The 25719-nt window shown below is 46.3% G+C and carries 26 protein-coding genes and 1 tRNA gene; 12 read left to right on the plus strand and 15 right to left on the minus strand.

Translation table 11 applies throughout. The annotated features are described in order from the left end of the window. Positions 1-4: 4 nt before the first annotated feature. The 6 genes from tsaB (at position 5) to rnd (ending at position 5528) form a co-directional block, all read left to right on the plus strand. A complete protein-coding gene (gene tsaB / locus R7F07_RS14875) occupies positions 5-706 on the plus strand; it encodes a tRNA (adenosine(37)-N6)-threonylcarbamoyltransferase complex dimerization subunit type 1 TsaB (protein ID WP_171343122.1) in 702 nt (233 codons plus the stop codon). A gap of 60 nt (positions 707-766) precedes the next feature. Further along, on the plus strand, positions 767-1072 hold the full coding sequence (locus R7F07_RS14880; protein ID WP_005382213.1) for a hypothetical protein: 306 nt from the start codon (positions 767-769) through the stop codon (positions 1070-1072). 41 nt (positions 1073-1113) lie between these two features. Next, complete coding sequence (locus R7F07_RS14885) at positions 1114-1671, plus strand: Slp family lipoprotein (protein WP_005382214.1); 558 nt, start codon at positions 1114-1116, stop codon at positions 1669-1671. A 6-nt stretch (positions 1672-1677) separates the two neighbouring features. Further along, entirely contained in the window at positions 1678-2532 is an 855-nt protein-coding gene (locus R7F07_RS14890; protein WP_104975961.1) for an alpha/beta fold hydrolase, read from the plus strand. Between the two features lie 106 nt (positions 2533-2638). Next, positions 2639-4330, plus strand: a complete 1692-nt coding sequence (fadD, locus tag R7F07_RS14895; protein ID WP_005382216.1) for a long-chain-fatty-acid--CoA ligase FadD — start codon at positions 2639-2641, stop codon at positions 4328-4330. 79 nt (positions 4331-4409) lie between these two features. Then, positions 4410-5528, plus strand: coding sequence for a ribonuclease D (rnd, locus tag R7F07_RS14900; RefSeq protein WP_031777213.1), 1119 nt, complete (start codon positions 4410-4412; stop codon positions 5526-5528). A 77-nt stretch (positions 5529-5605) separates the two neighbouring features. Here rnd and minE read toward each other — a convergent pair whose 3' ends face one another. From minE to minC, 3 genes are read right to left on the minus strand one after another with little or no spacing between them, the layout of a single operon-like run. Then, a complete protein-coding gene (gene minE, locus R7F07_RS14905; protein ID WP_005388332.1) occupies positions 5606-5869 on the minus strand; it encodes a cell division topological specificity factor MinE in 264 nt (87 codons plus the stop codon). 2 nt (positions 5870-5871) lie between these two features. After that, positions 5872-6684, minus strand: a complete 813-nt coding sequence (minD, locus tag R7F07_RS14910) for a septum site-determining protein MinD (RefSeq protein WP_005388331.1) — start codon at positions 6682-6684, stop codon at positions 5872-5874. A gap of 17 nt (positions 6685-6701) precedes the next feature. Continuing rightward, positions 6702-7364: a septum site-determining protein MinC gene (gene minC / locus R7F07_RS14915; RefSeq protein ID WP_005382304.1), complete on the minus strand. Its 663-nt coding sequence runs from the start codon at positions 7362-7364 to the stop codon at positions 6702-6704. 197 nt (positions 7365-7561) lie between these two features. On the opposite strand from minC, the gene R7F07_RS14920 reads away from it, so the two are divergent. The 4 genes from R7F07_RS14920 to R7F07_RS14935 all read left to right on the plus strand — a co-directional run bounded on the left by R7F07_RS14920 (position 7562) and on the right by R7F07_RS14935 (position 11352). Beyond that, positions 7562-7843: a YcgL domain-containing protein gene (locus R7F07_RS14920; RefSeq protein WP_005382303.1), complete on the plus strand. Its 282-nt coding sequence runs from the start codon at positions 7562-7564 to the stop codon at positions 7841-7843. A gap of 48 nt (positions 7844-7891) precedes the next feature. Next, the gene (locus R7F07_RS14925; RefSeq protein WP_005388330.1) at positions 7892-8863 is read left to right on the plus strand and encodes a lytic transglycosylase domain-containing protein; all 972 of its coding nucleotides are present in this window, start codon (positions 7892-7894) and stop codon (positions 8861-8863) included. A gap of 87 nt (positions 8864-8950) precedes the next feature. After that, positions 8951-9895: a LysR family transcriptional regulator gene (locus R7F07_RS14930; protein ID WP_017634801.1), complete on the plus strand. Its 945-nt coding sequence runs from the start codon at positions 8951-8953 to the stop codon at positions 9893-9895. A 257-nt stretch (positions 9896-10152) separates the two neighbouring features. Next, positions 10153-11352 carry a NupC/NupG family nucleoside CNT transporter gene (locus R7F07_RS14935; protein WP_005382298.1) on the plus strand — a complete coding sequence of 400 codons (1200 nt, stop codon included), beginning with the start codon at positions 10153-10155 and terminating at the stop codon, positions 11350-11352. A gap of 68 nt (positions 11353-11420) precedes the next feature. Here R7F07_RS14935 and folD read toward each other — a convergent pair whose 3' ends face one another. Then, the gene (gene folD, locus R7F07_RS14940) at positions 11421-12281 is read right to left on the minus strand and encodes a bifunctional methylenetetrahydrofolate dehydrogenase/methenyltetrahydrofolate cyclohydrolase FolD (protein WP_005382297.1); all 861 of its coding nucleotides are present in this window, start codon (positions 12279-12281) and stop codon (positions 11421-11423) included. Between the two features lie 203 nt (positions 12282-12484). On the opposite strand from folD, the gene R7F07_RS14945 reads away from it, so the two are divergent. After that, positions 12485-12561 (plus strand) — tRNA-Arg (locus tag R7F07_RS14945). 163 nt (positions 12562-12724) lie between these two features. After that, the gene (locus tag R7F07_RS14950) at positions 12725-14416 is read left to right on the plus strand and encodes a class I SAM-dependent methyltransferase (RefSeq protein ID WP_005382296.1); all 1692 of its coding nucleotides are present in this window, start codon (positions 12725-12727) and stop codon (positions 14414-14416) included. Between the two features lie 94 nt (positions 14417-14510). Here R7F07_RS14950 and R7F07_RS14955 read toward each other — a convergent pair whose 3' ends face one another. Genes R7F07_RS14955 through R7F07_RS15005 form a run of 11 tightly spaced genes read right to left on the minus strand, consistent with a single transcriptional unit; the run spans position 14511 to position 25710 of the window. Beyond that, positions 14511-15734: a beta-ketoacyl-ACP synthase gene (locus R7F07_RS14955; RefSeq protein WP_167415075.1), complete on the minus strand. Its 1224-nt coding sequence runs from the start codon at positions 15732-15734 to the stop codon at positions 14511-14513. Further along, entirely contained in the window at positions 15731-16456 is a 726-nt protein-coding gene (gene fabG / locus R7F07_RS14960) for a 3-oxoacyl-ACP reductase FabG (RefSeq protein ID WP_005388326.1), read from the minus strand. Before fabG ends, R7F07_RS14955 begins: the two co-directional genes overlap by 4 nt. Next, the gene (locus R7F07_RS14965) at positions 16453-16917 is read right to left on the minus strand and encodes a hotdog family protein (RefSeq protein ID WP_017634799.1); all 465 of its coding nucleotides are present in this window, start codon (positions 16915-16917) and stop codon (positions 16453-16455) included. The genes fabG and R7F07_RS14965 overlap by 4 nt, the downstream gene beginning before the upstream one ends. Next, on the minus strand, positions 16910-18097 hold the full coding sequence (locus tag R7F07_RS14970) for a beta-ketoacyl-[acyl-carrier-protein] synthase family protein (RefSeq protein WP_258662691.1): 1188 nt from the start codon (positions 18095-18097) through the stop codon (positions 16910-16912). The genes R7F07_RS14965 and R7F07_RS14970 overlap by 8 nt, the downstream gene beginning before the upstream one ends. 20 nt (positions 18098-18117) lie before the next feature. After that, positions 18118-18729: a DUF3261 domain-containing protein gene (locus tag R7F07_RS14975; protein WP_053350454.1), complete on the minus strand. Its 612-nt coding sequence runs from the start codon at positions 18727-18729 to the stop codon at positions 18118-18120. Then, positions 18726-21068 (minus strand): MMPL family transporter, encoded by a 2343-nt coding sequence (locus R7F07_RS14980; protein WP_318110530.1) that lies wholly within the window; start codon positions 21066-21068, stop codon positions 18726-18728. Before R7F07_RS14980 ends, R7F07_RS14975 begins: the two co-directional genes overlap by 4 nt. Beyond that, a complete protein-coding gene (locus R7F07_RS14985; protein ID WP_025534207.1) occupies positions 21040-21660 on the minus strand; it encodes a LolA family protein in 621 nt (206 codons plus the stop codon). Before R7F07_RS14985 ends, R7F07_RS14980 begins: the two co-directional genes overlap by 29 nt. Further along, positions 21660-22106 (minus strand): acyl-CoA thioesterase, encoded by a 447-nt coding sequence (locus tag R7F07_RS14990; RefSeq protein ID WP_064376294.1) that lies wholly within the window; start codon positions 22104-22106, stop codon positions 21660-21662. Before R7F07_RS14990 ends, R7F07_RS14985 begins: the two co-directional genes overlap by 1 nt. Then, positions 22106-23659, minus strand: a complete 1554-nt coding sequence (gene hutH / locus R7F07_RS14995; RefSeq protein ID WP_171343120.1) for an HAL/PAL/TAL family ammonia-lyase — start codon at positions 23657-23659, stop codon at positions 22106-22108. The genes R7F07_RS14990 and hutH overlap by 1 nt, the downstream gene beginning before the upstream one ends. Further along, positions 23643-25349 carry a glycosyltransferase family 2 protein gene (locus R7F07_RS15000; RefSeq protein ID WP_171343119.1) on the minus strand — a complete coding sequence of 569 codons (1707 nt, stop codon included), beginning with the start codon at positions 25347-25349 and terminating at the stop codon, positions 23643-23645. The genes hutH and R7F07_RS15000 overlap by 17 nt, the downstream gene beginning before the upstream one ends. Next, positions 25342-25710 (minus strand): 3-hydroxyacyl-ACP dehydratase, encoded by a 369-nt coding sequence (locus R7F07_RS15005; protein ID WP_171343118.1) that lies wholly within the window; start codon positions 25708-25710, stop codon positions 25342-25344. The genes R7F07_RS15000 and R7F07_RS15005 overlap by 8 nt, the downstream gene beginning before the upstream one ends. Positions 25711-25719: the final 9 nt, after the last annotated feature.

Below are 25719 nucleotides of genomic sequence, written 5' to 3' on the forward strand. Positions count from 1 at the left end.
TTAAATGAGCGCAAAAATTCTTGCTATCGATACAGCGACTGAAAACTGTTCAGTTGCGTTGTTGGCTAATGATCAAGTGATTTCACGTAGCGCGGTTGCACCACGCGATCACACCAAAAAAGTACTGCCAATGGTTGATGAAGTACTCAAAGAAGCTGGCCTGACTCTACAAGAGCTGGATGCGTTAGCGTTTGGACGTGGTCCAGGTAGCTTTACTGGCGTTCGTATCGGTATTGGTATCGCACAAGGTTTGGCGTTCGGTGCTGACTTACCTATGATCGGCGTTTCAACGCTGGCTGCAATGGCTCAAGGTAGCTATCGCTTACATGGTGTGACCGATGTCTCTGTGGCTATTGACGCACGTATGGGTGAAGTTTACTGGGCACGTTACACTCGCCAAGCAAACGGTGAGTGGGCAGGGATGGATGCAGAGTGCGTAATTCCACCAGCACGTCTCGTTGAAGAAGCACAAGCAGACGACAAAACGTGGACGACAGCAGGTACTGGTTGGGATGCTTACCAAGAAGTATTAGCAGGCCTACCGTTTAATTTGACGCATGGTGACGTTCTGTACCCTGATTCACAAGACATCGTGATTCTTGCTGAACAAGAATTTAAAAAGGGTAATATCGTGCCGGTCGAAGATTCGAGCCCTGTTTATTTACGTGATAATGTGACATGGAAAAAACTTCCTGGTCGCGAATAGTCCGTTTTTCATTAACCTGACAAAAAGCAGGGCGTTTGCCCTGTATTTTTATGGAGTGCTATGGCGTCGATTAATGGCTTGCCTCCTTCTTTGATTCCCGGTGCAAATCGCACTAATAAAGCCAGTCAAAAGAAGCCGGTAAATAAATCACAAACAAAGCAGCCTGTAGGTCAGCCTTCAAAGGTTGCTAACGCCGTGGCGCACTCCATAAAACACGTGGATGAGTCCCAAATTCACCGAGCTCAAGTGCAATATGACCTTCCTGAAGGGGGCGCACGTAAAGCAATGGAGCAGTACATGGATGTCATGAATCGAGCTAAAAAAGAGGAACTGGCTCAATTACTTGGTGTCGATATTTACGTGTGAGATCTCCCCAGCTTGGGGTTACTAATATTGAAAGGTGGTTTATGAAGGTTTTTGGACGGTTTTTTCTCGCATTATTTGCTACGGTTGGTTTGTCTGCGTGTAGCTCGTTGCCTGAGGAGCTAAATGCAAGCACAGAATTGGTCGTTACAGACTATAAAGCTTTTGCTGAGTCTCAGGGGCAAGTGAGTGAAGATGTTCGCCTTGGTGGAATCATCGCTAAAGTGGATAACTTTAAAGATAAAACGCGTCTAGAGATTGTAAACCTTCCTATCAGTAAGTCTGGTAAACCTGATATCGATGAAGAGCCTACGGGGCGTTTTGTCGCCTATTTTGATGGCTATTTAGAGCCTGTCGCCTTTAGTGAAGGCCGTTTGGTGACGGTTGTAGGCAAAGGAGCAGGGGAAGAAGAAGGAAAGATCGGTGAGCACGGTTACATCTTCCCGGTAATAAAGGGGGAAGGGTACCGTTTATGGAAAATTGAAGAACGTGTACGCATGTATGACTCGCCAACCTACTTTTACCCATGTTACTCGATTAACTGCCGCATGTGGCGTAATGATTTCCCACAAGACGGTAAAGTGATAAAACAGGTCAAATAATCTGCGATGCATGAGCGTCAATTCGAGCTTCCTGCCGGCAAAATGGCAGCCCTTGAGATAGGGAACGAGAAAACGGCTGACTTGTCAGTCGTTTTTCTTCATGGGTGGTTAGATAATGCGGGCAGCTTTAAAGCGCTCATGGAGCAGTTGAATCAACTTAATCCTCACTTACACCTCCTAGCCATCGATCATTTTGGTCACGGTTTATCGAGTCATAAATCTCACGATAATTATTACCCCTTTCACGACTATATTGCCGATTTGTATCAGTTTTTGGATGAATTATCACCAAACAGACTGATATTAGTAGGGCATTCACTTGGTGCTTTAATCGCAAGTTGCTATAGTGCTGCGTTTCCAGAGCAGGTCGAAGCTCTTGTGCAAATTGAGGGGGCAGGACCTCTTAATGAAGAGCCTACTAACAGTTTGCCTCGTCTTCGCGATGGCGTTTTAAGTCGAATAAGACAGCAAAACAAGCCAGAGCGAGCCATTGCCTCCTTCGATCTGGCGTTAAAATTACGCATGCAAGCCAACCAATTAACCGCTGAGCAGCTTCTACCGATAGTCGAGCGTGGAACAGAGCAGCGAGGAGATAAATGGTATTGGCGGCATGACGCCAAGTTAAAATGTGCGTCGCTTTACCGAATGGCGCAAGCGCATGCTAACTCGATTACCAGCCAAATACGTTGTCCTCATTTGATTGTATTAGGCGATCAAGGATTTCAGAATTTACCATCTAACCAAGCTGATTGGGGAGAGAACCCACCGCAAGTGGTGTCTGTCAAGGGTGGTCATCACTGTCATTTAGAGCAAATACTCGAGGTCGCAACGCGAATTCTTGGTGTAGTTAACAAAATTTAAACAAGTGTTTGAGAGTTGCGTGCTCAAGCACGTTCGCTGTGCTGTAATAGCTTTCAAAATAAAAAGGACGCTATTTTTTAGCCAGTTATAAACGAGGAGTAACATCGTGGATAAACCATGGCTTTCACGTTATCCAAGTGACGTACCTGAAACCATTAATCCAGAGCAATATGAGTCTTTGGTAGAAATGTTTGAACAGTCTGTACAAAAATATGCAGACCAACCAGCATTCATGAACATGGGCTCGGTTATGACCTTCCGTAAATTGGAAGAGCGTAGTCGCGCATTCGCAGCGTATCTGCAAAACGAGTTAAAACTGCAAAAGGGTGACCGCGTTGCTCTGATGATGCCAAACTTACTGCAATACCCAGTAGCATTATTTGGTATTTTGCGTGCAGGTTGTATCGCCGTAAACGTTAACCCACTTTACACTCCTCGTGAACTTGAACACCAATTGAATGACTCAGGTGCGACGACGATTGTGATTGTGTCTAACTTTGCGAATACGCTAGAACAAATCGTCGATAAAACACCAGTCAAACACGTAGTGTTAACCAGTCTTGGTCAAATGCTGCCACGAGCGAAAGGTACGATTGTCGATTTTGTCGTGAAGTACGTTAAGGGCATGGTGCCTAAGTACGATTTACCTGGTGCAATCTCAATGCGTCAGGCTCTACGTAAAGGTCGTCGTCTACAATACGTTAAACCGTTTATGTCTGGGGATGACATTGCATTCCTGCAATATACGGGGGGGACGACAGGTGTCGCGAAAGGCGCGATTCTGACTCACCGCAACATGATTGCGAACGTTCTACAGGCAAAAGGCGCGTACGGACCGGTTTTATCTCCGGGGCGTGAATTAGTCGTGACAGCATTACCGCTGTATCACGTATTTGCTCTTACCGTAAACTGTCTGCTGTTTGTTGAAATGGGTGGTCGTAACTTACTTATTACCAACCCTAGAGATATTCCAGGGTTCGTGAAAGAGCTACAAAAGCATCCGTTTACTGCGATTACGGGCGTGAATACCTTATTTAATGCATTGGTCAATAATGAAGATTTCCACGAGTTGGATTTCAGTAATCTACGTTTAGCCGTTGGCGGCGGCATGGCAGTGCAGCGCTCAGTGGCAGAAAGATGGCAAAAGACCACGGGTTGCTATTTGCTCGAAGGTTACGGTCTAACAGAGTGTTCTCCGTTGGTGGCGGCATATCCGCATGATCTTGTTGAATACAATGGCTCTATTGGTCTGCCGGTACCATCAACAGAAGTTCGTATCGTGGACGAAGAAGGTAACGCTCTTGCGAATACTGAAACTGGCGAACTTCAAGTTCGTGGTCCTCAGGTTATGCAAGGTTACTGGCAACGACCTGAAGCAACGAAAGATACGATTAACGAAGACGGCTGGCTATCAACTGGCGACATCGTTAAGTTCGATGACGAAGGCTTCCTGCATATCGTTGACCGTAAGAAAGACATGATCTTAGTATCAGGCTTTAATGTTTACCCGAACGAAATCGAAGACGTTGTAGCACTTCACGGCAAAGTACTTGAAGTTGCTGCTATTGGTCAGCCGCATGAAGTGTCTGGTGAATTAGTGAAGATTTATGTCGTGAAACGCGATCCGAGCTTGACCAAAGACGAAGTGATCGCGCATTGTCGAGAACACTTAACTGGCTACAAAGTTCCGAAGTTGGTTGAGTTCCGCGAAGACTTACCTAAAACCAATGTCGGTAAGATCTTGCGTCGTGTTTTACGCGAAGAGAATGACGCTGAACTTGCGAAGAAAAGCGCATAAGCCGATTTCGTCGAGTCGAGAGATTTAAAAAATGATAGAATGCCAGCGTTTTGCTGGCATTTTTTATAGCGAGAAGTATGTGAACTATCAAATTATTACTAAAAACAAAGACCTAGAAGAGGTTTGCACTCATGCCCGAGAGGCAGACGTAGTGATGTTGGATACCGAATTCGTTCGTATTCGCACTTTCTACCCGCAGTTAGGTCTGATTCAGCTTTTCGATGGTAATCGCCTCTCGCTGATTGATCCGACTGAATTAACGGATATGACGCCGTTTGTAGCGCTATTAAAAGATACTTCTGTGCTAAAAGTGCTGCACGCATGTGGTGAAGATTTAGAAGTTTTCCAAAACGCTTTTGGTTGTACACCATTCCCTATGGTGGATACGCAGCTGATGGCCGCTTTTCTCGGTCACGGCCTATCGACAGGCTTCGCATCGCTGGTGGAAGAATATTTAGGCGTAGAGCTCGACAAAAGTGAATCACGTACCGACTGGATGGCTCGTCCACTGACACAAAAGCAATTAGATTATGCTGCCGCAGATGTTCATTACTTGTTACCGTTATACGAAAAGCTGTTCGATAAGGTGACGCAAGCAGGTTGGTGGGAAGCTGTACAGCAAGAAAGTGATTTACTCGTTTCGAAACGTATTCGCGTAACCAATGAAGAGAATGCCTACCTTGATATTAAGGGCGCTTGGCAATTAAAACCTTCTGAGCTGGCGATTTTAAAGCCATTGGCGACGTGGCGTTATCGTGAAGCAATCAAACGAGATTTAGCGCTGAACTTTATCTTCAAAGAAGGTGATCTATTAACGGTCGCTCGTCTTGGTTTAACGAACTTTAAGAAGATGGAAGCAGAAGATATTGATATCCGAGCGATTAACCGCCATGGCGCGAAGATTGCCGCGATTGTTAAACAAGCGAAGCAAACACCTTCTGAAGAGTATCCTGCGAAAATTGAGCGTTTAATGGACTATCCGGGTTACAAGCAGGTCTTCAAAAATATGAAAGACTTGGTGAAATCGGCTTCGCAGAAGTCTGGTTTAGCCACGGAGTTCCTTGCCTCTAAAAAGCAGATCAATCAGTTGATCAGTTGGGTTTGGAAAAAAGATCGTGACCCAGAAGTGTTGCCTGATTTGATGCAAGGGTGGCGTTTGGATTTACTCGGCGACAAGATGAACAAAGCATTAAAGTAATGAAAGATGAAAAAGGTTGGCCTCGATGCCAACCTTTTTCGTTCTAATTAGAGCATTCGTCTGGCGAGAGAAACTGATTACTTTTCTTCGTCTGGTAGCTTCACATTTAGCTCAAGAACTGAGATATCGTCGTCTTTGTGCTCAAATGTTAAGTCAACCATATTTGGATCAATTGCCACGTACTTGCTGATCACCTTCAAGATGTCTTCTTTTAATTGAGGCAAGTAAGACGGCGCAGGATCATTTTGGCTGCGGCGCTCTGCGACAATGATTTGCAAACGCTCTTTAGCTAGATTCGCAGAAGTTTTCTTCTGTGGACGGAAAAATTCTAATAATGACATGTCTAGCCTCCAAAGAGTCGTTTAAAGAGTCCTTTCTTCTCCTCAGTAAGGAAACGAAATTCAACCTGATTGCCTAATAAGCGATCAACGGTGTCAGAATAAGCCATACCCGCATCGGTGTTATCGTCAAAAGTGACTGGCACACCTTTGTTTGACGCGTTAAGCACGGCTTGGCTTTCTGGAATCACGCCCAGTAGTGGAATATGTAAGATCTCCTCTACGTCTTCAACGCTTAGCATTTCGCCTTGAGTGACGCGAGATGGGTTGTAGCGAGTCAGTAGCAGGTGCTGTTTTACTGGCTCTAGCCCTTGTTCTGCACGCAGTGACTTAGAATCTAAAATACCGAGAATGCGGTCAGAGTCACGCACAGAAGAGACTTCTGGGTTCGTTGTGACAATGGCTTCATCGGCATAGTACAAGGCCATTAACGCGCCTTGCTCGATACCTGCTGGTGAATCACAAATAATGAAATCAAAGCCCATTTCATCAAGTTCGCCGAATACGCGCTGAACACCATCTTTTGTCAGTGCGTCTTTATCACGAGTTTGAGAAGCAGGAAGAATAAATAGGTTGTCCGTGCGCTTATCTTTGATCAGCGCTTGGTTTAATGTCGCTTCGCCGTTAATGACGTTTACAAAGTCATACACGACGCGGCGCTCACAGCCCATGATTAGATCGAGGTTACGCAAACCGATGTCAAAATCGATCACCGCGGTCTTTTTTCCCTTAAGAGCTAGACCAGAGGCGATGGCTGCGCTTGAAGTGGTTTTACCAACGCCACCTTTACCAGACGTTACTACAATAATGCGTGCCATTTTTTTTCCTTTTTAGATTAAATCGCGAGAACTTCTAAATGTAATGATTCATCGGCTTTACTGATCATTACTTTCTTTTGCCAGTACTCGCTTTCAATTTGATCGCTTAACCAGTAGTCACCCGCAATGGATACCAGTTCTGCTTGTAAATCGTGGCAAATAATACGCGCTTCCTGCTGACCACTTGCTCCTGCAATCGCACGACCTCGAAGTGTGCCATGGATATGAATAGAGCCGTCAGCAATGACTTCAGCACCTGCACTTACGTGCGCTAGCACCACCAAATCACCATCTTTTGCGTAGATCTGTTGTCCTGAGCGGACAGGCGTACGAACTACTTTCGTTGGTGCCATTTTGGCAGGTGCTTGGCTTGGCGATTTGCTCGCCGACATAATGGCGAAGCCAGCTTCGGAAGCAAGGTTTTGTACACGCTTGTCTTTACAGCCCGTTACACCGACCGGAATAAAACCGGCATCTGAGATGCCTTGTTTAAGCTTAGGGAAATCAATGTCGCCTTGTACTTTTGCTATATTGATTACCAAAGGCGCGGATGCAAAAAAAGAAGGTGCTTGAGAAACTTTTTCTTGCAAAAATTCGACAGTCTTTGCGATCTCATTGTCAGAAAGGTGTAAAACTGACAATGTAAAACTGCTACCTTTAAGGTCTGGTGAATGGGTCATCGTGGACTTCTTGCCTTTATTGAAAGAGCGTTGCCTTAAACTAGGTATGTCATGTTATATTTCATCCTTTGACGCAGCAAGTTCTCTCGTGGGCAAATAGGTGAATTAATCTCAAATTTGCTATTAAGTTTGCGAGAATTTGACGTTTTCAACCTAATCCGCACTCAACGCGGCTAAATCAGCATAAAAGGCGTGTCATGCTTTGTTCTATTTATAAAAGCTCGAAAAAAGAAGGTACTTATCTCTATATTCCGAAAAAGGATGATTTTTCACAGGTTCCTGACACCTTAATGCAGATGTTCGGTAAGCCTATCGCTGTCATGACGATTAAACTTGATGGCCGTAAATTGGCACAAGTTGATATCGAAAAAGTGAAGGCTTCATTACAAAATGATGGCTTCTTTCTTCAGGTTCCACCGCCGCCGGAGAACCTATTAGAAAAGTACAAAGAACAAAAAGCCCAGCAGAAAGGCGAATAACGTCATCGTTTTTCATCTGGGATTTCTGCCTTGCTCAAGGAGGGCAATATGAAAAAGATACTGGCTACCATGCTTAGCGTTGGTATGTGTACCTCGGCTTTTGCAAGTAGCGAGGGTTTTGATGAATACTTGAATAAGCTGCGTGCTGAAGCTCGTGATAAAGGTATCTCAGAGCAGGTCATTAGTGCTGCTTTTGCTAATGTTGAGTACAAGCCCCGAGCAGTAAAAGCGGACCGAAACCAACCAGAAAAGAAACTGACATTGGATGAGTACATTCCTCGCGCGGTGCCTGAATGGAAGGTGAAGCAAGCCAGACAACTCTACAAAGAGCATTACACCGAGCTAAAGCGTATAGGCGATGAGTACGGTGTCCACCCGCGCTTTATTGTGGCACTTTGGGGAGTTGAAAGTAACTTTGGTAAGTTTACCGGCAACTTTAAAGTGATTGATGCACTATCCACAATGGCATTTGAAGGCCGTCGTGAAGAGTTTTTCCGTAAAGAGACCATGTCGGCACTGCAGATCCTCGATCAAGGCCATATTGAGCTAGAGAACTTTAAAGGCTCATGGGCTGGTGCGATGGGTCAATGCCAGTTTATGCCAAGCTCTTTCCTTCGTTTTGCTGCTGACGGCAACGGGGATGGTAAAAAAGACATATGGCAATCTGAAGCGGACGTGTTTGCATCAACCGCTAACTATTTGAGCAAGTCTGGTTGGGATGATAAATATACTTGGGGTCGCCAAGTTAAGGTTCCTAAAAATATTGATCGCAGTCTAGAAGGGCGCACGGCTGAAAAAGGCAAATACCTTCAAGAGTGGAGCCAATTAGGTATCACAAAATATGACGGTAGCCCGTTGCCAAAACTGGATGAAGACATCAAAGCATGGTTGATCATGCCGGACGACGAGAATGGTCGTACGTATCTGGTTTACAATAACTACAACGTATTGATGAAGTGGAACCGCTCTTACTACTTCGCACTTGCTGTGAGTCACTTGGCTGACCGCATTAAATACTGATCTGCCACAAACAATTTGGCATCCAGTCTTCAATACAAGGGCTCTTCGGAGCCCTTTGTTTTTTCTATAACCAAATCGAGGTAAAGCGTGTTATCTGAACGTGCCGCACAAATGGTGATTTTCTCCGCTCTTCTTAAACACAAAAGCTTCACAGCTGCTGCAAAGAGCTTAGGCGTGTCGGTGTCTCATGTGAGTAAACAGTTAAGTCAGTTAGAAGCGTCTCTTGGTATCAAGCTTGTTCAACGCACTACGCGAAGCTTTACGCCGACTGAGGCAGGGAAAACCTTTTTTCATCACTGTGAGCAAGTGGTACAAGCGGTGAGCAGCGCCACATTAGAGATGGAAACCCAGCGGGATGAAGTGGCAGGTTTGGTACGTCTTGGGTTGTCGCAATCATTTGGTACCTTACACATCATCCCAGCGATTCAAGAGTTACGCGAACTGTATCCTCAACTTCAAGTGGAAGTACATCTGTTTGACTATAAGGTCGATATGTTAGCCGAAGGGCTCGATTTATGGGTAACCAACAACGAGCATTTGCCTGAAGGTTACATTGCGCAGCGTTTGACGGATTGCCAGTTTGTTGTTGCGGCATCGCCAGATTACTTATTGAAACATGACACGCCAACAGAACCGGATGACCTATCTGCTCACAACTGCCTCATATACAGAAGCTGGGAGCGTGACTATACGGGGTGGGCGTTTACCAAAGATCAGCAAGAATTGAACGTAAAAGTCTCGGGTAACTATTCAGTGGATCTGGCAGAAGCCGTTCGGGATGCGGCTATTGCAGGTTGGGGTATTGCCTACCTTGCCACTTACTTGCTGGGTGATGAGTTCAGAACGGGTAAGTTAATACAGCTGTTACCTGATTGGAAAGCCAGCCAGTCGATGCCGTTTTATGCGGTATACCCAAGCCGCCAACATATGCCAAAAAAAATATCCGCAGTGATTAACTTTATCAAACAGAAGATCGGCAACCCTTGTCATTGGGACCAACGTTTGGCGCCTTACATCTCTATTCCTAAATAACAGGATCAATGACGTTGTAGAACGACACATAAGGTGATTCACTTCACAAAAATTTTTCCTGAATCAGAAACATATTTTCCATATGGAAATAATTAAAATAAGCAAACGTTTATCTTCAATAAATTCAATTGGTTATTTTGTTGGTCAGTTATTGGTCGCTTAAACTTTTCACACTGTTAACATCCTCAACTTGCAGCATTTTGAGTCCGCTATACAATCCGGTGCCTTCCATATCCCCCTTCTGTCGGATTCATTTTATGAACTCAATTATTGGTATCGTAGCCATACTATTCCTAGCATGGCTACTTTCTACAAATAGAAAAAATATAAAGCTGAGAACGGTGTCGTTTGCGTTTGCTTTGCAGGTACTGTTTGCGTTGTTGGTTTTATATGTACCAGCAGGAAGAGATGCGCTGAATTCAGTGAGCAGTGTTGTGTCGAATTTGATCAACTATGGTCAAGAGGGCATTGCGTTTTTATTCGGTAATTTGGCGACAGGGGGCTTCACCTTTGCGATCAATGTTCTGGGTATCATCGTTTTCTTCTCCTCTCTTATCTCAGGTCTTTATCACATTGGTGTGATGCCAAAAATCATTAACTTTATCGGTGGTGGTATTCAAAAGCTGCTGGGTATCGGTCGTGCTGAGTCTTTGTCTGCTACGGCGAATATCTTTGTTGGTACCATTGAAGCACCATTAATGGTAAAGCCTTACCTAAAACACATGACTGACTCGCAGTTCTTTGCAGTTATGACAGGTGGTTTAGCGTCAGTTGCTGGCGGAACGTTGGTTGGTTACGCATCACTGGGTGTCGACCTCAACTATCTTATTGCTGCTGCATTTATGTCGGCACCTGCCGGCTTGTTGATGGCAAAAATTTTAATGCCAGAAGATACGGATAAAGCAGCAGATATCGACATTAGCCAAGTTGAAATTCCACGTGCAACCAACGTAGTAGAAGCATTAGCCGATGGTGCCATGGCGGGTGTACGCATTGCTGTATCGGTCGGTGGTACGTTACTGGCGTTTATTAGTGTCATTGCAATGCTAAACGGCATGTTAGGCTGGATAGGTGATCTTATTGGGACCCCCTTAAGTTTTGAGCTCATCCTAGGTTTTGTGTTTGCGCCAGTCGCTTGGTTGTTGGGTATACCATGGCAAGAGGCAACCACAGCAGGCTCGCTGATTGGTAACAAGATTGTGGTGAATGAGTTCGTCGCTTTCATCCAGCTTGCAGAAGTGAAGTCTCAACTTAGTGAACACTCACAAGCAATCGTGACGTTTGCTTTGTGTGGCTTTGCAAACATCTCAAGCATGGCGATGCTGATTGGTGGGTTGGGCTCTTTGGTACCAGAAAAGCGTGCATTTGTTTCTAAGCATGGTTTCCGTGCGATTATCGCTGGTGTCATGGCGAACTTAATGAGCGCTTCGATTGCGGGCGTGATTTTAAGTCTGTAATTGAAATAGATATCAACAATTAGCAAAAAGGCTCCTTGCGGAGCCTTTTTCGTATCTGAAGTTTTACGTTATTTGTCTGTGTGGAACTGTTCGCAAGCGAGCATCGTGTTCTCAATTAAACTTGCGACGGTCATTGGGCCAACGCCACCAGGAACAGGAGTAATAAAGCTCGCACTTTCACGTGCTTTGTCGTATTCCACGTCGCCAACTAGTTTGCCTGAGTCAAGACGGTTAATACCGACATCGACCACCACTGCGCCTTTTTTAATCCACTCACCAGGGATGAAGTTAGGCTTACCAACCGCAACCACGACAACGTCAGCTTGACGCACATGACTCTCTAGGTCTTTGGTAAAACGGTGACATGTTGTTGTTGTGCAGCCCGCAAGCAGCAGCTCAAGTGTCATTGGACGACCAACAATGTTTGATGCGCCAACCACAACCGCATGTTTACCACGTAGCTCAATGTTGTAACGGTCGAGTAGGGTAATGATGCCCTTTGGCGTGCAAGAGCGAAGCTTTGGAATACGTTGCGCAAGACGGCCAACGTTATAAGGGTGGAAGCCATCCACGTCCTTCTCTGGGTGAATGCGCTCTAAAACATGTGTTGTGTCTATGCCCGCAGGAAGGGGTAATTGCACTAGAATGCCGTCAATTTCATCATCGTTGTTTAATTCATCAATCAGCGCTAGTAACTCTTCTTCTGAGCTAGACGCAGGAAGGTCAAAAGACTTAGAAACAAACCCAACTTCTTCACATGCGCGGCGTTTGCTACCGACATAAACTTGAGAAGCAGGATCTTCACCAACTAGAACCACTGCTAAACCAGGAGCACGTAGCCCAGCTTCAACACGTGCTTTAACACGTGCAGCCACTTCGGATCGAACAGTTTGGGAAATGAGAGTTCCGTCTATATTTTGAGCAGTCATGACTTTCCTTATAAATTAAGAAGGCAGATTATCTGCGGCGCATTGTCGCAGAATTTCTTATTAACATCCATACGCAAACGTTTGCTTTGTGGTGTTTTTGAACATTAAGCGTTTTAATGGACTTTTTTTAGGCATTCAGATCAGAATGTTATGAAAACCCGTTGATTTACCCGTTTGAACTCGTATAATCCTGTCCCTGTAGCGCGCCCTTAGCTCAGCTGGATAGAGCACGTCCCTTCTAAGGATGTGGTCATTGGTTCGAATCCAATAGGGCGTGCCATTTATTCAAAAGCCCCGATAACTCTTTGAGTTGTCGGGGCTTTGTCGTTTTTAGGTTTTTGGCTGTAATTGCCACTCTATCTACAACTTTTGAATGGCATTCTAGCCATTGCAATTTCTAGCAATTAATATGGACGCATATTAATTACCTTTCGTTAACCTTTATGCCTGCCACTTCTAACTTTTATGACCGACACGCCGACTCTTTCGCGAAGCAATACACATCGATCCAGTTTGAGGATGTCCACGCGAGTTGGAGAGTCTTCTGGCCCCAGGCTGGAGATCGTGTGTTAGATGTTGGCGCGGGCTCTGGTCGAGACGCGAAATGGATGGCTGAGCATGGGTGTGAAGTTGTTGCGATTGAGCCTGCTCAAGCACTTCTAAGGCTTGGTAAGTCTTACTGTGGCGATTCCGTTACTTGGCTTGAAGATGCATTACCTAAGCTTGAGAAAACCATTAATCTTGGCTTTCGCTTCGATTTAATTCTTGTCAGTGCGGTATGGATGCATCTTGCGCCTACGCACCGTGAACGTGCATTTCGCAAACTTGCAAATTTGTTAGCGCCTAATGGTCGATTGGTGATTAGCCTTCGTCACGGTGACTTTTCTGACGGTCGTAAAGCTTATCCCGTATCGGTTGAAGAGCTCGAAAAGTTTGCAAAGAATAGCGCTTTAATGGTGAGAAACGTATCTCTCGATGACGATCAGTTAAAGCGAACGGGTGTATCTTGGCAAACTGTAGTGATGTCTTTGCCTGATGATGGTTCCGGTGATCTGAATAAGGTTCGCCACATTATCGTCAATGATTCCAAATCGGCTACCTATAAGCTCGCACTACTACGTACTTTACTACGTATTGCAGACGCTCATTCTGGTGCAGTGGTTGATCGCAGCGAAGGTAAAGTTGCAATCCCATTAGGATTAGTTGGCTTATATTGGATTCGTCAATTTAAGCGTTTAATCGATAAAGAGAACATCCAGCAAAGCTCGAACTCGTCTAAAGGGCTAGGTTTTATAAAGCCCGATGGCTGGGGCAGACTTTCCCATTTAAGTCCTGATGATCTTGCTATAGGCACGACATTTTTTGGTGAAGATGCAGTGGCGCTTGATAAAGCGATAAAAGACAGCTTAAAAACCATAAAAGATGGTCCCGTCACTTTTACCTATCAAGGTGATAAATCAAACCCTTACTTTGAAATGATTCGTTCAGCTAAGAAGCCAAAACGTTCAATTGTTGTGGATAGCGAGTTCCTCGAAGGTTATGGGCTGTTTGTGTTGGATGAAAGCCTTTGGGATTGTTTTCGATTGTATAACTCTTGGATTGAGCCGCTGGTGGTCAACCAATGGATTATGGAAATGCAACGATTTCGGTCTAATCAAGAGCGGGGTATTCCACTGCAAACGTATCATGATTGTTTGGTCTGGATTGATAAAGACCATGATACGCGAGTCGTGCGAAAGAGAATTGAACAGTTGAAGCTCAGCCATTGCGACATTGTCAGTGTATGGAGTGGAAGCAAATTACGAAATGAGTATCACGTTGATCACTGTTTGCCATTTGCTTATTGGCCCAACAATGATAAGTGGAACTTACTACCAACATCTAAGGTTGAAAACCTAAACAAGCGTGATCGTATTCCTGCTAGCTATCGATTAAACGCATCCAAGCCGCGAATTTTGGATTGGTGGCAGTTAGCTTGGGGAGAGACGGATAATTTGAGTCGGACGTTTTTTACCGAGGCTTCATTGTCGCTACCTAATGTGCCTGCATCTTGTCAAGATTTTGAGCATGTCTTTGAAGCGATGGGATTACAAATTCGTGGTGTTAAAAGTCGCCTTTGTATCGCGGAATGGTAATGTCTTGTTTGCCGTTACAGCGTGATATATGAACCTGATAGGCAACCAACAAAAAAGCGCTGGTTAACCAGCGCTTTTGCATTTACTAAGGGCATTACATCTTTTTAAAGATGATGGAGGTGTTGATGCCGCCAAAGGCGAAGTTGTTACTCATCAAATATTTCACGTCCAGCTCTCGACCTTGTCCGGCGATGTAGTCTAAATCACCACATTGCTCGTCGAGGTTTTCTAGGTTGAGCGTTGGGTTAAACCAACCTGTGTGCATCATTTCTAAACCTAGCCACGCTTCAATCGCGCCACAGGCGCCTAGTGTGTGGCCAAAGTAGCTCTTGAGTGAACTGATTGGCACTTTGCCCAGAGCATTCGCTGTTGCGTTGCTTTCCGCAATATCGCCGCGGTCGGTGGCAGTGCCGTGAGCAGATACATAGTCGATCTTCTCAGAAGGAATGCCCGCGTTTTGCAAAGCCATTTCCATACAGATTTGCATGGTTTCCATCTGTGGTTGAGTGACGTGTGCGGCATCGCAGTTGCTGGCAAAACCGATGATTTCTGCATAGATTTTCGCGCCACGAGCGACGGCGTGTTCGTACTCTTCCAGAACCAGTGTTCCCGCACCTTCACCAATCACCAAACCATCGCGATCGGAGTCATAAGGTCTTGGTGTGCTTTTCGGGTCTTCATTCTTTAGACTGGTGGCAAAAAGGGTATCGAAGACAGCGGATTCCGTTGGGCACAATTCTTCAGCGCCACCAGCAACCATGACCGTTTGGTAGCCGTGCTTGATCGCTTCGTAGGCGTAGCCGATTGCTTGGCTGCCAGAGGTACATGCACTGCTGGTTGGGATCACTCGGCCTTTCAAACCGAAAAATAGACCAACGTTCACTGCCGTGGTATGCGGCATCATCTGCACGTAAGTCGTTGCGGTGATCGCTTTAGTGGTTTTCTCATTCAGCATGACACCAAATGCGCCGATTGCGTCAGTACTGCCTGTTGATGAGCCGTATGCGATACCCGTTTGACCATTGGTGAGTACGTCGTTACCAATCAAACCTGCTTGGCTCAGTGCGTTTTCTGTTGCGACGGTCGCCAATTTAGAAACACGCCCCATGCCGCGTACTTGCTTGCGCTTGTAGTGCTTTGGCAGTTCAAAATCTAAAATTGGTGCCGCGAGCTTGGTGTTCAAACCATCATACTGTTCGTAAGAAGGCATGTATTGCGTCGCGTTCTGGCAGTCACGCAGTTTTGGTTCGACAGATTGCCAATCGTTACCAAACGCAGTCACGCCCGACATTCCGGTTACAACGACTCGACGGTTCATACTAGGCCTCCGTTTACCGAAATGACTTGGCGAGTTACATAGCCTGCGATGTCAGACATAAGGTAACTGACTAAACCAGCGACTTCTTCTGGTTCTCCCATGCGGCGCAAAGGAATTTGCGGCATCGCGTGTTCTTTTACGTGTTCGTCTACCATGCCTGTGTCGATAAGCCCTGGAGCAACGCAGTTGACGGTGATTTTGCGTTTTGCCAGTTCAAGCGCGAGTGATTTTGTTGCACCAATTACGCCCGCTTTCGCTGCGCTGTAGTTAGTTTGACCACGATTACCCATTAGGCCAGAGACTGATGCAAGCGTAACAATTCGGCCGCCTTTGCGTTTTTGCACCATTGGCATAACACAAGGGTGAAGAACGTTGTAGAAGCTGTCTAAGTTGGTATGAATCACACCATCCCATTCTTCTTCGGTCATCGCAGGGAAAGCGGTATCTTTTGTGATGCCAGCGTTGTTTACTACGCCATAGTAAGCGCCGTGTTCGGCGATATCGGCTTCTAGCTTCTCACGACAATCTGCACGGTCACTGATGTCGAATTGGATAAGACGACCGCTACCACCATGCTGTTCGATGGTGTTTAGGGTGTCTTGCGCGCCTTGCTGATCGCCCATGTAATGGACAATGACTTGGAAACCATCTTTGGCTAATTGAACGGCAATGGCTTTGCCGATGCCTTTGCTGGCACCTGTAACGAGGACTTGTCGGGTCATTGTTGACTCCTGATTTTCATTTCTTGTAATTTTTCTTCTGATGGAACGTAAACGTTCAATTGGCAAGTCGCTACAACAGTTCCTTGTAGCTCAATACGGGCTGAAAAAACCGCCATACCGTTATCTTCCATAACTTTTTCAGCATACACATCGAGCACCTGTCCGCGAGAAAACGTATCGCATTCAGACGTGTATCGACGGCTACCAAGCAAAAAGCCAATCGGTGGCGCTTGTTCTTTCATTAATGCGTGGTAACCAGACCACGCCGCGACAGATTGCGCCATAAACTCAATGCCAACGTAAGCTGGCACAGTTTGAGAGGCCGAGTCGAAGAACGGATTGTGTTCTGCGATATCAACCTGACAGTGAATCGTATCTTGTTGAACATCCAAAGCACGATCAACCAAGATCATTGGTTTGTCGTGTGGCAAAAGTTGTTCGATGGGAGGAAGTTTAGTCATGAGCGTAACCAAAAATAAGACTAATATTATTGCCACCAAAAGCAAAAGAGTTGCTGAGAATCGCTTTGTTACCCAGTTTGGTTGGCGTCTCAACTAACGATATATGGATATCGTCTGCTTTGGTTTCGCAGTGTTGTATTGGCAAATCAAGGTTGTACTTGAGAATATGCCAAGCGATCGCGGCTTCCGTAGCACTTGCTGCGCCTAATGTGTGTCCGGTAAGTGGCTTTGTCGAGCTTACGGGAACGGAGTCACCAAAGCAGCGATGAATGGCTTTGCTTTCCATCGCATCGTTTAACGGCGTTGCTGTGCCATGCGCGTTGATGTAACCAATGTCTTGCGCTGTAAGTCCTGCATTGGCCAACGCTTTTTTCATCGCTTCTTCTGCGCCTAACCCTTCTGGATGTGGTGCGGAAATATGGTGTGCGTCTGAGCTGTCGCCAGCTCCGAGAAGAGCAACGGGCGCAGGTGTTTTGCTTAGCAACATTAATGCTGCGGCTTCGCCGATATTGATGCCGTTGCGATGTTGGTCAAACGGCTTACAAAGGGTATCGGATAGGGCTTCTAAACCGTTAAAGCCGTTTAGTGTTAGGCGACAAATGGTATCCACACCACCCACAATGACCGCATCAACAATGCCAGAGCGAATCAGGCGTTGCGCGGTTAAAAAGACACGACCACTAGAAGAACAGGCGGTTGAAACTGAGTAATGTGGGCCGCTCAAATCAAAGTAGGCGGCAATAAAATCGCTGCAGTTTCCAAGCTCTTGTTTGGTGTAATGGTAGTCGACAGGAAAATTACCGTTTGCCAGCTTTTCACCAAATGCGATTTCGCCATCTGAAATGCCAGATGTGCTGGTGCCGATCACGACCGCGATACGGTCACGACCATATTTAGCAATGGCGTCACGCACGTCGCCTTCGATTTGCTGCAAAGCCGAAAGTGCGAGGCGGTTGTTTCTCGTATCAAACTGGCTGAGTGCGGGTGGTAATTGCGGTAACGTCTGTGCAATTCGACCGATTACTGTTTGGCGGCCTGAATTTAAAATATCTTGGTCAACCACCATGTTGGATGGCTTCGCTCCCGATAAACACTGGTGGATGAGCGCATCATCTTGTCCCATGGCAGAGTGAAAGCCACAGGCTTGAATATACAAAGGTTGAGAAGAGCGAATAGGCATATTGTTATTCTAAATTGTTCTTAATTAATCTGATGTTGCAGTGTTTGAATAGAAATTGAAAACTGATGTTTGAGGTGATGAAAATCAATCTTACCCTCTAACTTGTTAGAAGAGCTGTATTGAATCTCAATGATCTTTTCACCGTCGCTATCAAAGATGGCGCGAGAATTATTTTTATCAATAATTCGCCACCTTACCTCATTTAACGACCCTTCCCAAGCGGAACTCGGCCAGAGCGTGATCATCAGGTTAAATAATACCTGTTCTGGCTGCGGTAGCGAACCTTGTAAACCGTTGAGCACTTCGGTTTGAATTTGTTCTCCATCGTAAGACAGTGAGAGTACTCTCGTCCCCCAGGATGAGAAGCCTGCCAGCACCACTTCGTTGTTGATCACTTGCAGTTGTACCGGAAGTTGCTCAGATTTGGTTTTACCATCTATTGCCCAAGAAGCCGTAATTAACTGACTGGCAGACAACTGATAGCCCAAGCTTGCGGGAGTGGGCAAGCTAACTTGGGTGTGCTCGGCAATGTCGACCTGAGGCGTCGATTGGTGAGGGACCAAGCTGCATGCACTTAAAAACAGGCTCAGTGCGAATAACGTCGCGCAGCGAAAGGCGTGATTGAAAATCATGACGTCGTTTCCTCTGTTTTAATTGCAATCGGAGAGAGCAGCCAAGCGACAAAAATACCACTTAACACCGTAATGCCAAAACTGTGAATCGCGTGAGTTTGGCTGAGTGACAGCAATCCAAATGACAACACAGTGGTCATTGCCGAAAGGGTGATCGCCAATAGTGTGCTCACACTGCGGGCTTTCTCGGCAAAGAACAGAGTATAATCGATCCCTATACCAAGGATGAGCACCAAGCCAAGCAAGTTGAACAGGTTTAATGTTGTTCCCATCGCGACAGCAGTTGCCAGACCGCACGCGCAAGCAATCAATGATGGCAGTAAAACTCGCCAACTGTGTTGCAGACCGTAACGCTTGATTAATACCAGAAAGATCACAGCACTGGCGGCTGCCAATAGCTCCATGATTTTAATTCGGTATTCACCAAATAGGGCGGATATTTCTTCTGCTTTGTTTAGGTAGACAACATCAGACTGCGATTTGGCAAATGCCTTAACAACGGCGGAGTCTTGCAATTGGTTTAACACCACTACCGTTGCAGATTTTCCTTTGATCTTACCCAAATGGAGAAAACGCACAGGCGCTGATACTGGGTTTTGCAAGTACTGAGCAACCGTGACAGGGATAAAGTCGGCGTCCATTTTAGGCTTTTTACTTAAGCTCAGTCCGGAAGCTAGTGGGCTGGATTGTGTCGCGTAAAGATCGCGAATCAATTGATAGTCTTGTTGCTGACGCTCCACCGAGCTCAAGTAGCGGCTCAGACTTTGGTAGCTTTCGATGGTGCTGTCCGCTTTCCACGCTTCTAATGTTGGCGTCAAAGACTCCAGCTTTTTCATTAGGTTTTCGTCATCGTCGGCGGTAACGACCAACATTTGCTGCGAAGATTGCATGCCACTAAGCGTCGTAATTAAGGTTTCTTGCTGCTTGAGATCTTTCGGCATCGTTTGCAGCAGACGAATGTCGTCATCGTAGTTCAATTGCAGCAAGAAAAAGCCACTCGCAACCACACATAACATCGGTAATCCGACTTTAATTCGAGGTTGATTCCAAAGCGTTAACCATTTCGCCAACAGTGATTGTCCCGGTAAAGTCGAAATGGTGCGCGATGGGTTATGAGCCAGTATCGGATACCAAGCTACCACTGTGATGTAAGCGGCAATCAGACCAATGGATGAAAACAGCGCAAGCTGCTGCAAACCAGGAAACGGTGCCACTAACATGCCCAAATAGCCGATCAAACTGGTGATTAAGCCAAGTGTGATAGCTATGAAAATATGCTTTAACCCTTGCTCGCTATCCCATTCATTTCCCGCCGCAAGGCGCTCGGTTAGGTAGTGGAATGCGTAGTCGATAGACACGCCGATTAAACTTGCGCCAAACACTAAGCTGAACAGATGGACTTTTCCAAAAATCCACGTCGTAACGGACAACGCAACGAGCAAACCAATGGTGATGGAAAGCAGTGCGAGAGACAGAGGCATCACACTACGAAAGACCAACACGAACAATGCAATGATACCGAGCAGAGAGAACACACCGATGGTGCTGATCTCCGATTTTGCACTTTGCGTACCAAAGTCGGCGTAAAATAGAACGCCAGTATGTGCGACTTCAGCGCCATATTTCTGCGCGACGCTTTGTTCTAGCGCTTGAATATCAGGGACTGCAAGCTGCCCAGTTAGGCTATAAGGCGACTCTTTTAGCTCGGCAGTAATAAGCAAGTATTGAGCACCGTCTTTTTCGACGGACAGATAGCCGTTATCCAATCGGAAAGAGGACGATTGCTGGGTAACTTGGCTTAAATAATCACGGAATAGCAAGAAAGGGTCATTTTGTAACTCTTGCCCGGTCACTCCAGAGAACGGGTTGTACAGCGACTGAATCACATGCTGTACTTGCTGTTCTGGATTTTGGCTTAAACGCTCTCGTTGTTCAGGCGTCAGTAATTGGAAGCGGTGCTTAAAGTAGTAACTCGCCCAAGCTTGCTGTTCTTGAGGTGAGATTTTTCCCACCACATCGCGAAAATGATTACTTTGGCGTAACCCCTTATCAAATTCAGCGGCCGCTGCAAAAAGGGTATTTTTGTCCGGCGCTGTGATCACGAAAATGACTTTGTCGCTCATACTTGCCGAGACCGACTCAAAGGCTTGCTCAGCCACCGGGTTTTGTTGGTTCTTCGGCAACAGTTTTAAAATGTTGGTCTCAATCGGAGATTCTGCACTCCAAACCCATTGTTTGAGTAGCAACGCGCCCGCTAAAACAACGAGATTGAGCCAAACCAGAGCAAAGGTGTGAGTGCCGAGACTGAGTTTAGAAACGGAATTGAGCGTCTTCGGCATCCGTGAGTTCCTGAGGTAGAGAGGTCTGGTTTGTAAACGTGATTTCGGTCTTATCGCCACGCAGCTCTTGTAGGGTTAGGCGATCAATGTGCGTTTTACCGGAAAGGGTGATGGCTTTAAACACCGCATTTAATGGCGACTGTTTGGGCACTAAAACGAGCTGCCACTGATTGTTCTCAACTGAAAAATCGAGTGTGAATTGTTCTTGCAGTGCAGAAGTATCCCCGTGGAACACGGATAAAAACACATGGCTAAAGTAGAACGCCATTGGGTTTTCTTCTGCAGAGATCGTTTTCGGAGCTTGGTCGGCAAAAGTCTGACGAAGTTTGTTTTCCGTCAATACCAAATTGACTGCGAAAGGTTCTGTTTGTTGCCACAACAAGCCATGTGTTTTGCTCAGTGTGAACTGACCTTTAGAGGTTAAAGGTTGACTAAACATTTCCAGATGACGCTGCTGCGTAAAATCTCCGCGTACGATTTCATGCTGAGACAACTGCTGTTGAAGCGATGCCAAATCCGTTACGTTTGCTGTCGGTGTGGCCAGTGCTGGAACAGAAAATATCAACAAAAAAGAGAGTAACCACTTTTGCATTAGTTCCGGCTCCCATGGTTGTGCCATTGCTCTACTTTATCTAAAAAGACTGCTGGAGACACAAAGCACATCTCTTGCTTTTCAATTGATACGGCGACTTGCGTTGTATGCGCTTTGCACATACGTTGATTCGTTTCGGCGTCGTAAATCACGTAATCCACACGTAAGCGGTTTTCCCACTCAGTGAGTTGCGCGGTAATACGAATGGTGTGATTAAACGGAATCGCCTTCACGTATTTAACGCGCGTATCGATGATCGGCCACATGTACCCAGAGTCTTGCATATCGCGATAGCTGTATTGGAGCTTCTCCATCAGCACACGACGCGCTTCTTCAAAATATCGAAAGAAGTTGCCGTGATAAATCACGCCCATCGGGTCAGCATCTTGGAATGAGGTGACCATAGTCACCTCCGCTTCTAATGGGTAGAGAACCTGCTCTTGCATTATACCTCCACGTAGAGTGGCCAATGACGTTGCTGAATGCGTTCAATGAAATGACGCAAATCTTGTTCCAATGGGCGATCTTCAATCACAAATTCAAACTCGCTCAGTACTGCGTCACGAATTACTCGCAAACTCTGACTCATGTGGTGTTCGTCCAATTCGTTATGACGACGACGAATCTCAACCGCTTGAACGCTTGCTAGGAGTGAAGCCGCAGCAACTTGCTCTGTTAACTCAAGTACGCGTAGGCAATCACGAGCCGCGATGGTACCCATGCTCACTTTGTCTTGGTTGTGACATTCGGTTGAGCGAGAAAAAACGCTCGCTGGCATGGTGTTTTTCAAAGCTTCTGCCGTCCAAGCTGAGATACCAATCTGAACCGCTTTAAAGCCGTGGTTGATCGGTTTACGCTCGCCTTCTGCACCAGTTAAGTTAAACGGCAGGCCGTTATTGAACTTGTAATCCATCAATTGCGCCATCTGACGGTCCAGCAAATCAGCTAAGTTGGCAATGTTCACTTTCAACGTATCCATCGCCATTGCGATATGACCACCGTAGAAGTGACCGCCGTGCAGAACGCGCTCATTGTCGCCATCGATAATTGGATTGTCGTTGGCACTATTTAGTTCATTCTCAATCAATTGACGTAGCCAAGGCAGTGAGTCTTGCACCATGCCAATTACGTGTGGCGCACAACGCAGCGAGTAACGATCTTGCAGTCGGTCGCTATTGCGTGGCGGACGTTCAGCATTGAGATCATCACGCAGCCAAGCTGCAACTTGCTGTTGACCAGGGTGAGGTTTTACCGCAAACAACGCTTCATCAAAGTGGAAATCGTTACCTTGCATACCTACAGAGACCATTGCGGTAATCTTGGTGCAAAGCTGCGCTAGGTATTCTGCACGTTTGTAGGCAAGACAGGCGAGGGCCGTCATCACGGATGTACCGTTCATTAACGCCAAACCTTCTTTTGGTTTTAGGCGAATTGGCTCAATGCCCAGCTCTGCGAACACTTCTTGTGTTGGTCGCACATCGCCTTTGTAAAGCACTTCACGCTCGCCAATCAAGGTCGCCGCTAGGTAAGAAAGAGGCGTTAAATCGCCGCTTGCGCCCACCGAGCCTTCTTGTGGAATACGCGGCGCAATGTCGTGGTTGATAAGCGTAACGATTTGGGTCAACAGATCGTGAGACACGCCAGATACGCCCTGCGACAATGAACATAAACGTGTTGCCAACACCGCACGAGCTTGCTCATGAGAAAGGATTTGACCTAAGCCACAGCCATGGAAGCGCGTAAGGTGCAACGGAAGTTCATCCACAAGAGCGGGTGGAATCGCCACAGTGCATGAATCGCCGTAACCCGTGGTCACGCCGTAAATAACGCCTTCTTCTTTCAGTAATCGTTCCAGAAACGCCACGCCACGATCAATTTTCGCGGTAAATTCTGGCGAGGTGTTCATGCTTGCCTTTGCACCTTGAGCAATGGCAACGACATCTTCGATGGTTAAAGATTGGGCACCAAAAGTGATGTTGTGATTATTGTTGTTTGTCATGTGGCTGATTACTTAAAGTCCAGAAGTTAAAAAAGTTGTACCACTGTAACGGCGCTTGCAGTGTGTGGTGTTCTAATCTGTGTGCGTACTGTTGAACAACGCGTTCTAGTGCCTGCTGACGCTCCTTGCGCGGTAGCGTGATTTGGTCACTAAAGTGTTCAAAGTACACATTAAAATGCGGAGTGTTTGCTTCATCGTCGCGTAGGCCGAAGAGTAGATAAACCGGCGCTTTTAATACCGAGGCCAGCATGAATGGGCCTTGCGGGAATGGGGCAGGTTTACCAAGAAAATCTGCCCAAACGACACGATTTTCTTTGCTGGTGGAAGTGCGATCGCCAACGATCACCACCCATTCGCCTTGCTCGATTTTTTGTTGAAGCAGAATCGCGGTGTCTGGTCCCATTGAGCTGACTTGAATCAGATTCAGTTCCGAATTTGGGTTTACCGCCTTCATTACCGCATTAAATTGTTCAGCGTGTTGGGTAAATACCAAGGCATTGATTTTGACATGAGAGTGTCGACGACCAAGCGCGCGGCAGAGTTCGATATTGCCAAGGTGCGAGCCTAAAATGAGCACGCCTTGTTTTTTCTGCGCCATCTCTTCGAAATGATGCTGGCCGTGAATGGTTAGGTTATCGACGTTAAAGTCACCTTGCCAGGCAGCCAGTTTGTCGAGCATGGTTCGCCCAAAAGAAAGCAGATGATGATAGCTGTCCAACTGTTTTGGTAGTGCGATGCTCTGCTGCGTTGCGTAGTACTGCAAGTTTTGCAGGTAAACCTCAGAAGCTTCACGGGCAGATTTCCCCGAGAAGTGGTAGTAGCGCATGACTAATTTTAAAATCAGGTCAAACGCTTTTCTGCCGAACAAGCGGTAAACCGCGAGTAAGGTTTTGATGCCTAAAATCGTGCCTTGTTCTTTTCGTTTCGACCAGTGGGCATTACTGTCATCTGTGTTTTGGCGCTTTCTGGCGAGTAGCGAAGGAATGCGCGGCAACATGCCAAAAAATAGGCGAGTGTGCATCCAGCTTATCTTGACGTTGTCCCACAATGCGTCGAAGTGGGAAATGCCACCTTCAGGGTAGATCACGCGCGTTGGAACAAAATCAATGTCGACGCCTTCCCAATACATTCGCACTAGAATTTCGATATCAAAATCCATGCGTTTGCCGATGCTGTACTTGTTCAACACGGCGACCGTTTTCGCCACTGGGTAGGCGCGAAAACCGCACATGCTGTCTTTGATAGATAGTGACAAGGTTTCTATCCACACCCACACGTGCGTAGCGTAGCGACCATACAAACGGGATTTAGGTACGCTCTCGTCGTATATCGGTTGGCCCGAAATCAGGTTATCTGGTTTTGTTTCGCTGGCGCTGAGCAATTTCGGCAATGCTTCTAGGTCGTGTTGACCGTCTGCGTCGATTTGAATGGCGTGCGTAAAACCAAGTTGGTGAGCTTGATGTAGGCCTGCCATCACAGCGCCACCTTTGCCTTGGTTTTCACTCAAACTAATCAGTTTTATCAGCCCTTGCTCACTCAATGCTGAAAGCGCTTGTTTGGTGTCTTCATTGCTGCCGTCGTCCACGACAAGCACTGGCAAATCGAAAGAGGATAACGACGCAACCACGTCTGCAATTGTGCTGCCGTGGTTGTAGCAAGGAATTAAAAAGCAGGGACGGTAATCACTCACGTGACTCACCCAGTTTCATTTTGCCTGAAGAGTGAGTCACCAAGGTTTCACCGTTTTTCGATGTGTACTTAAAGGTCAATTTCTCGCGCTCATTGTCCCAAGAGAGTGAGAGACAAACGTCGGAGTTTGGCAGAATCGGCTCTTGAAATTTGATGACTTCCATTCCTTTAAATACCTTGGGAGTGTTCAAATATTGAACGGCGTAGAACAACGCCCAGTCAATTTGAGTGACGCCGGGTAAAAGAGGAAAGTGACTGAAATGACCTTGGAAATCTAAGATGTCAGCATCCACACGCAGCGAAAGCTCCGCGGTGTGGTCACTCACTTCAATATTCTGAATGGTTGGTTTTCTTTTATCCATGTTACTAGC

It is taken from the genome of Vibrio sp. YT-16 (genome assembly GCF_033337405.1).
GTDB classification, from domain to species: domain Bacteria; phylum Pseudomonadota; class Gammaproteobacteria; order Enterobacterales; family Vibrionaceae; genus Vibrio; species Vibrio alginolyticus.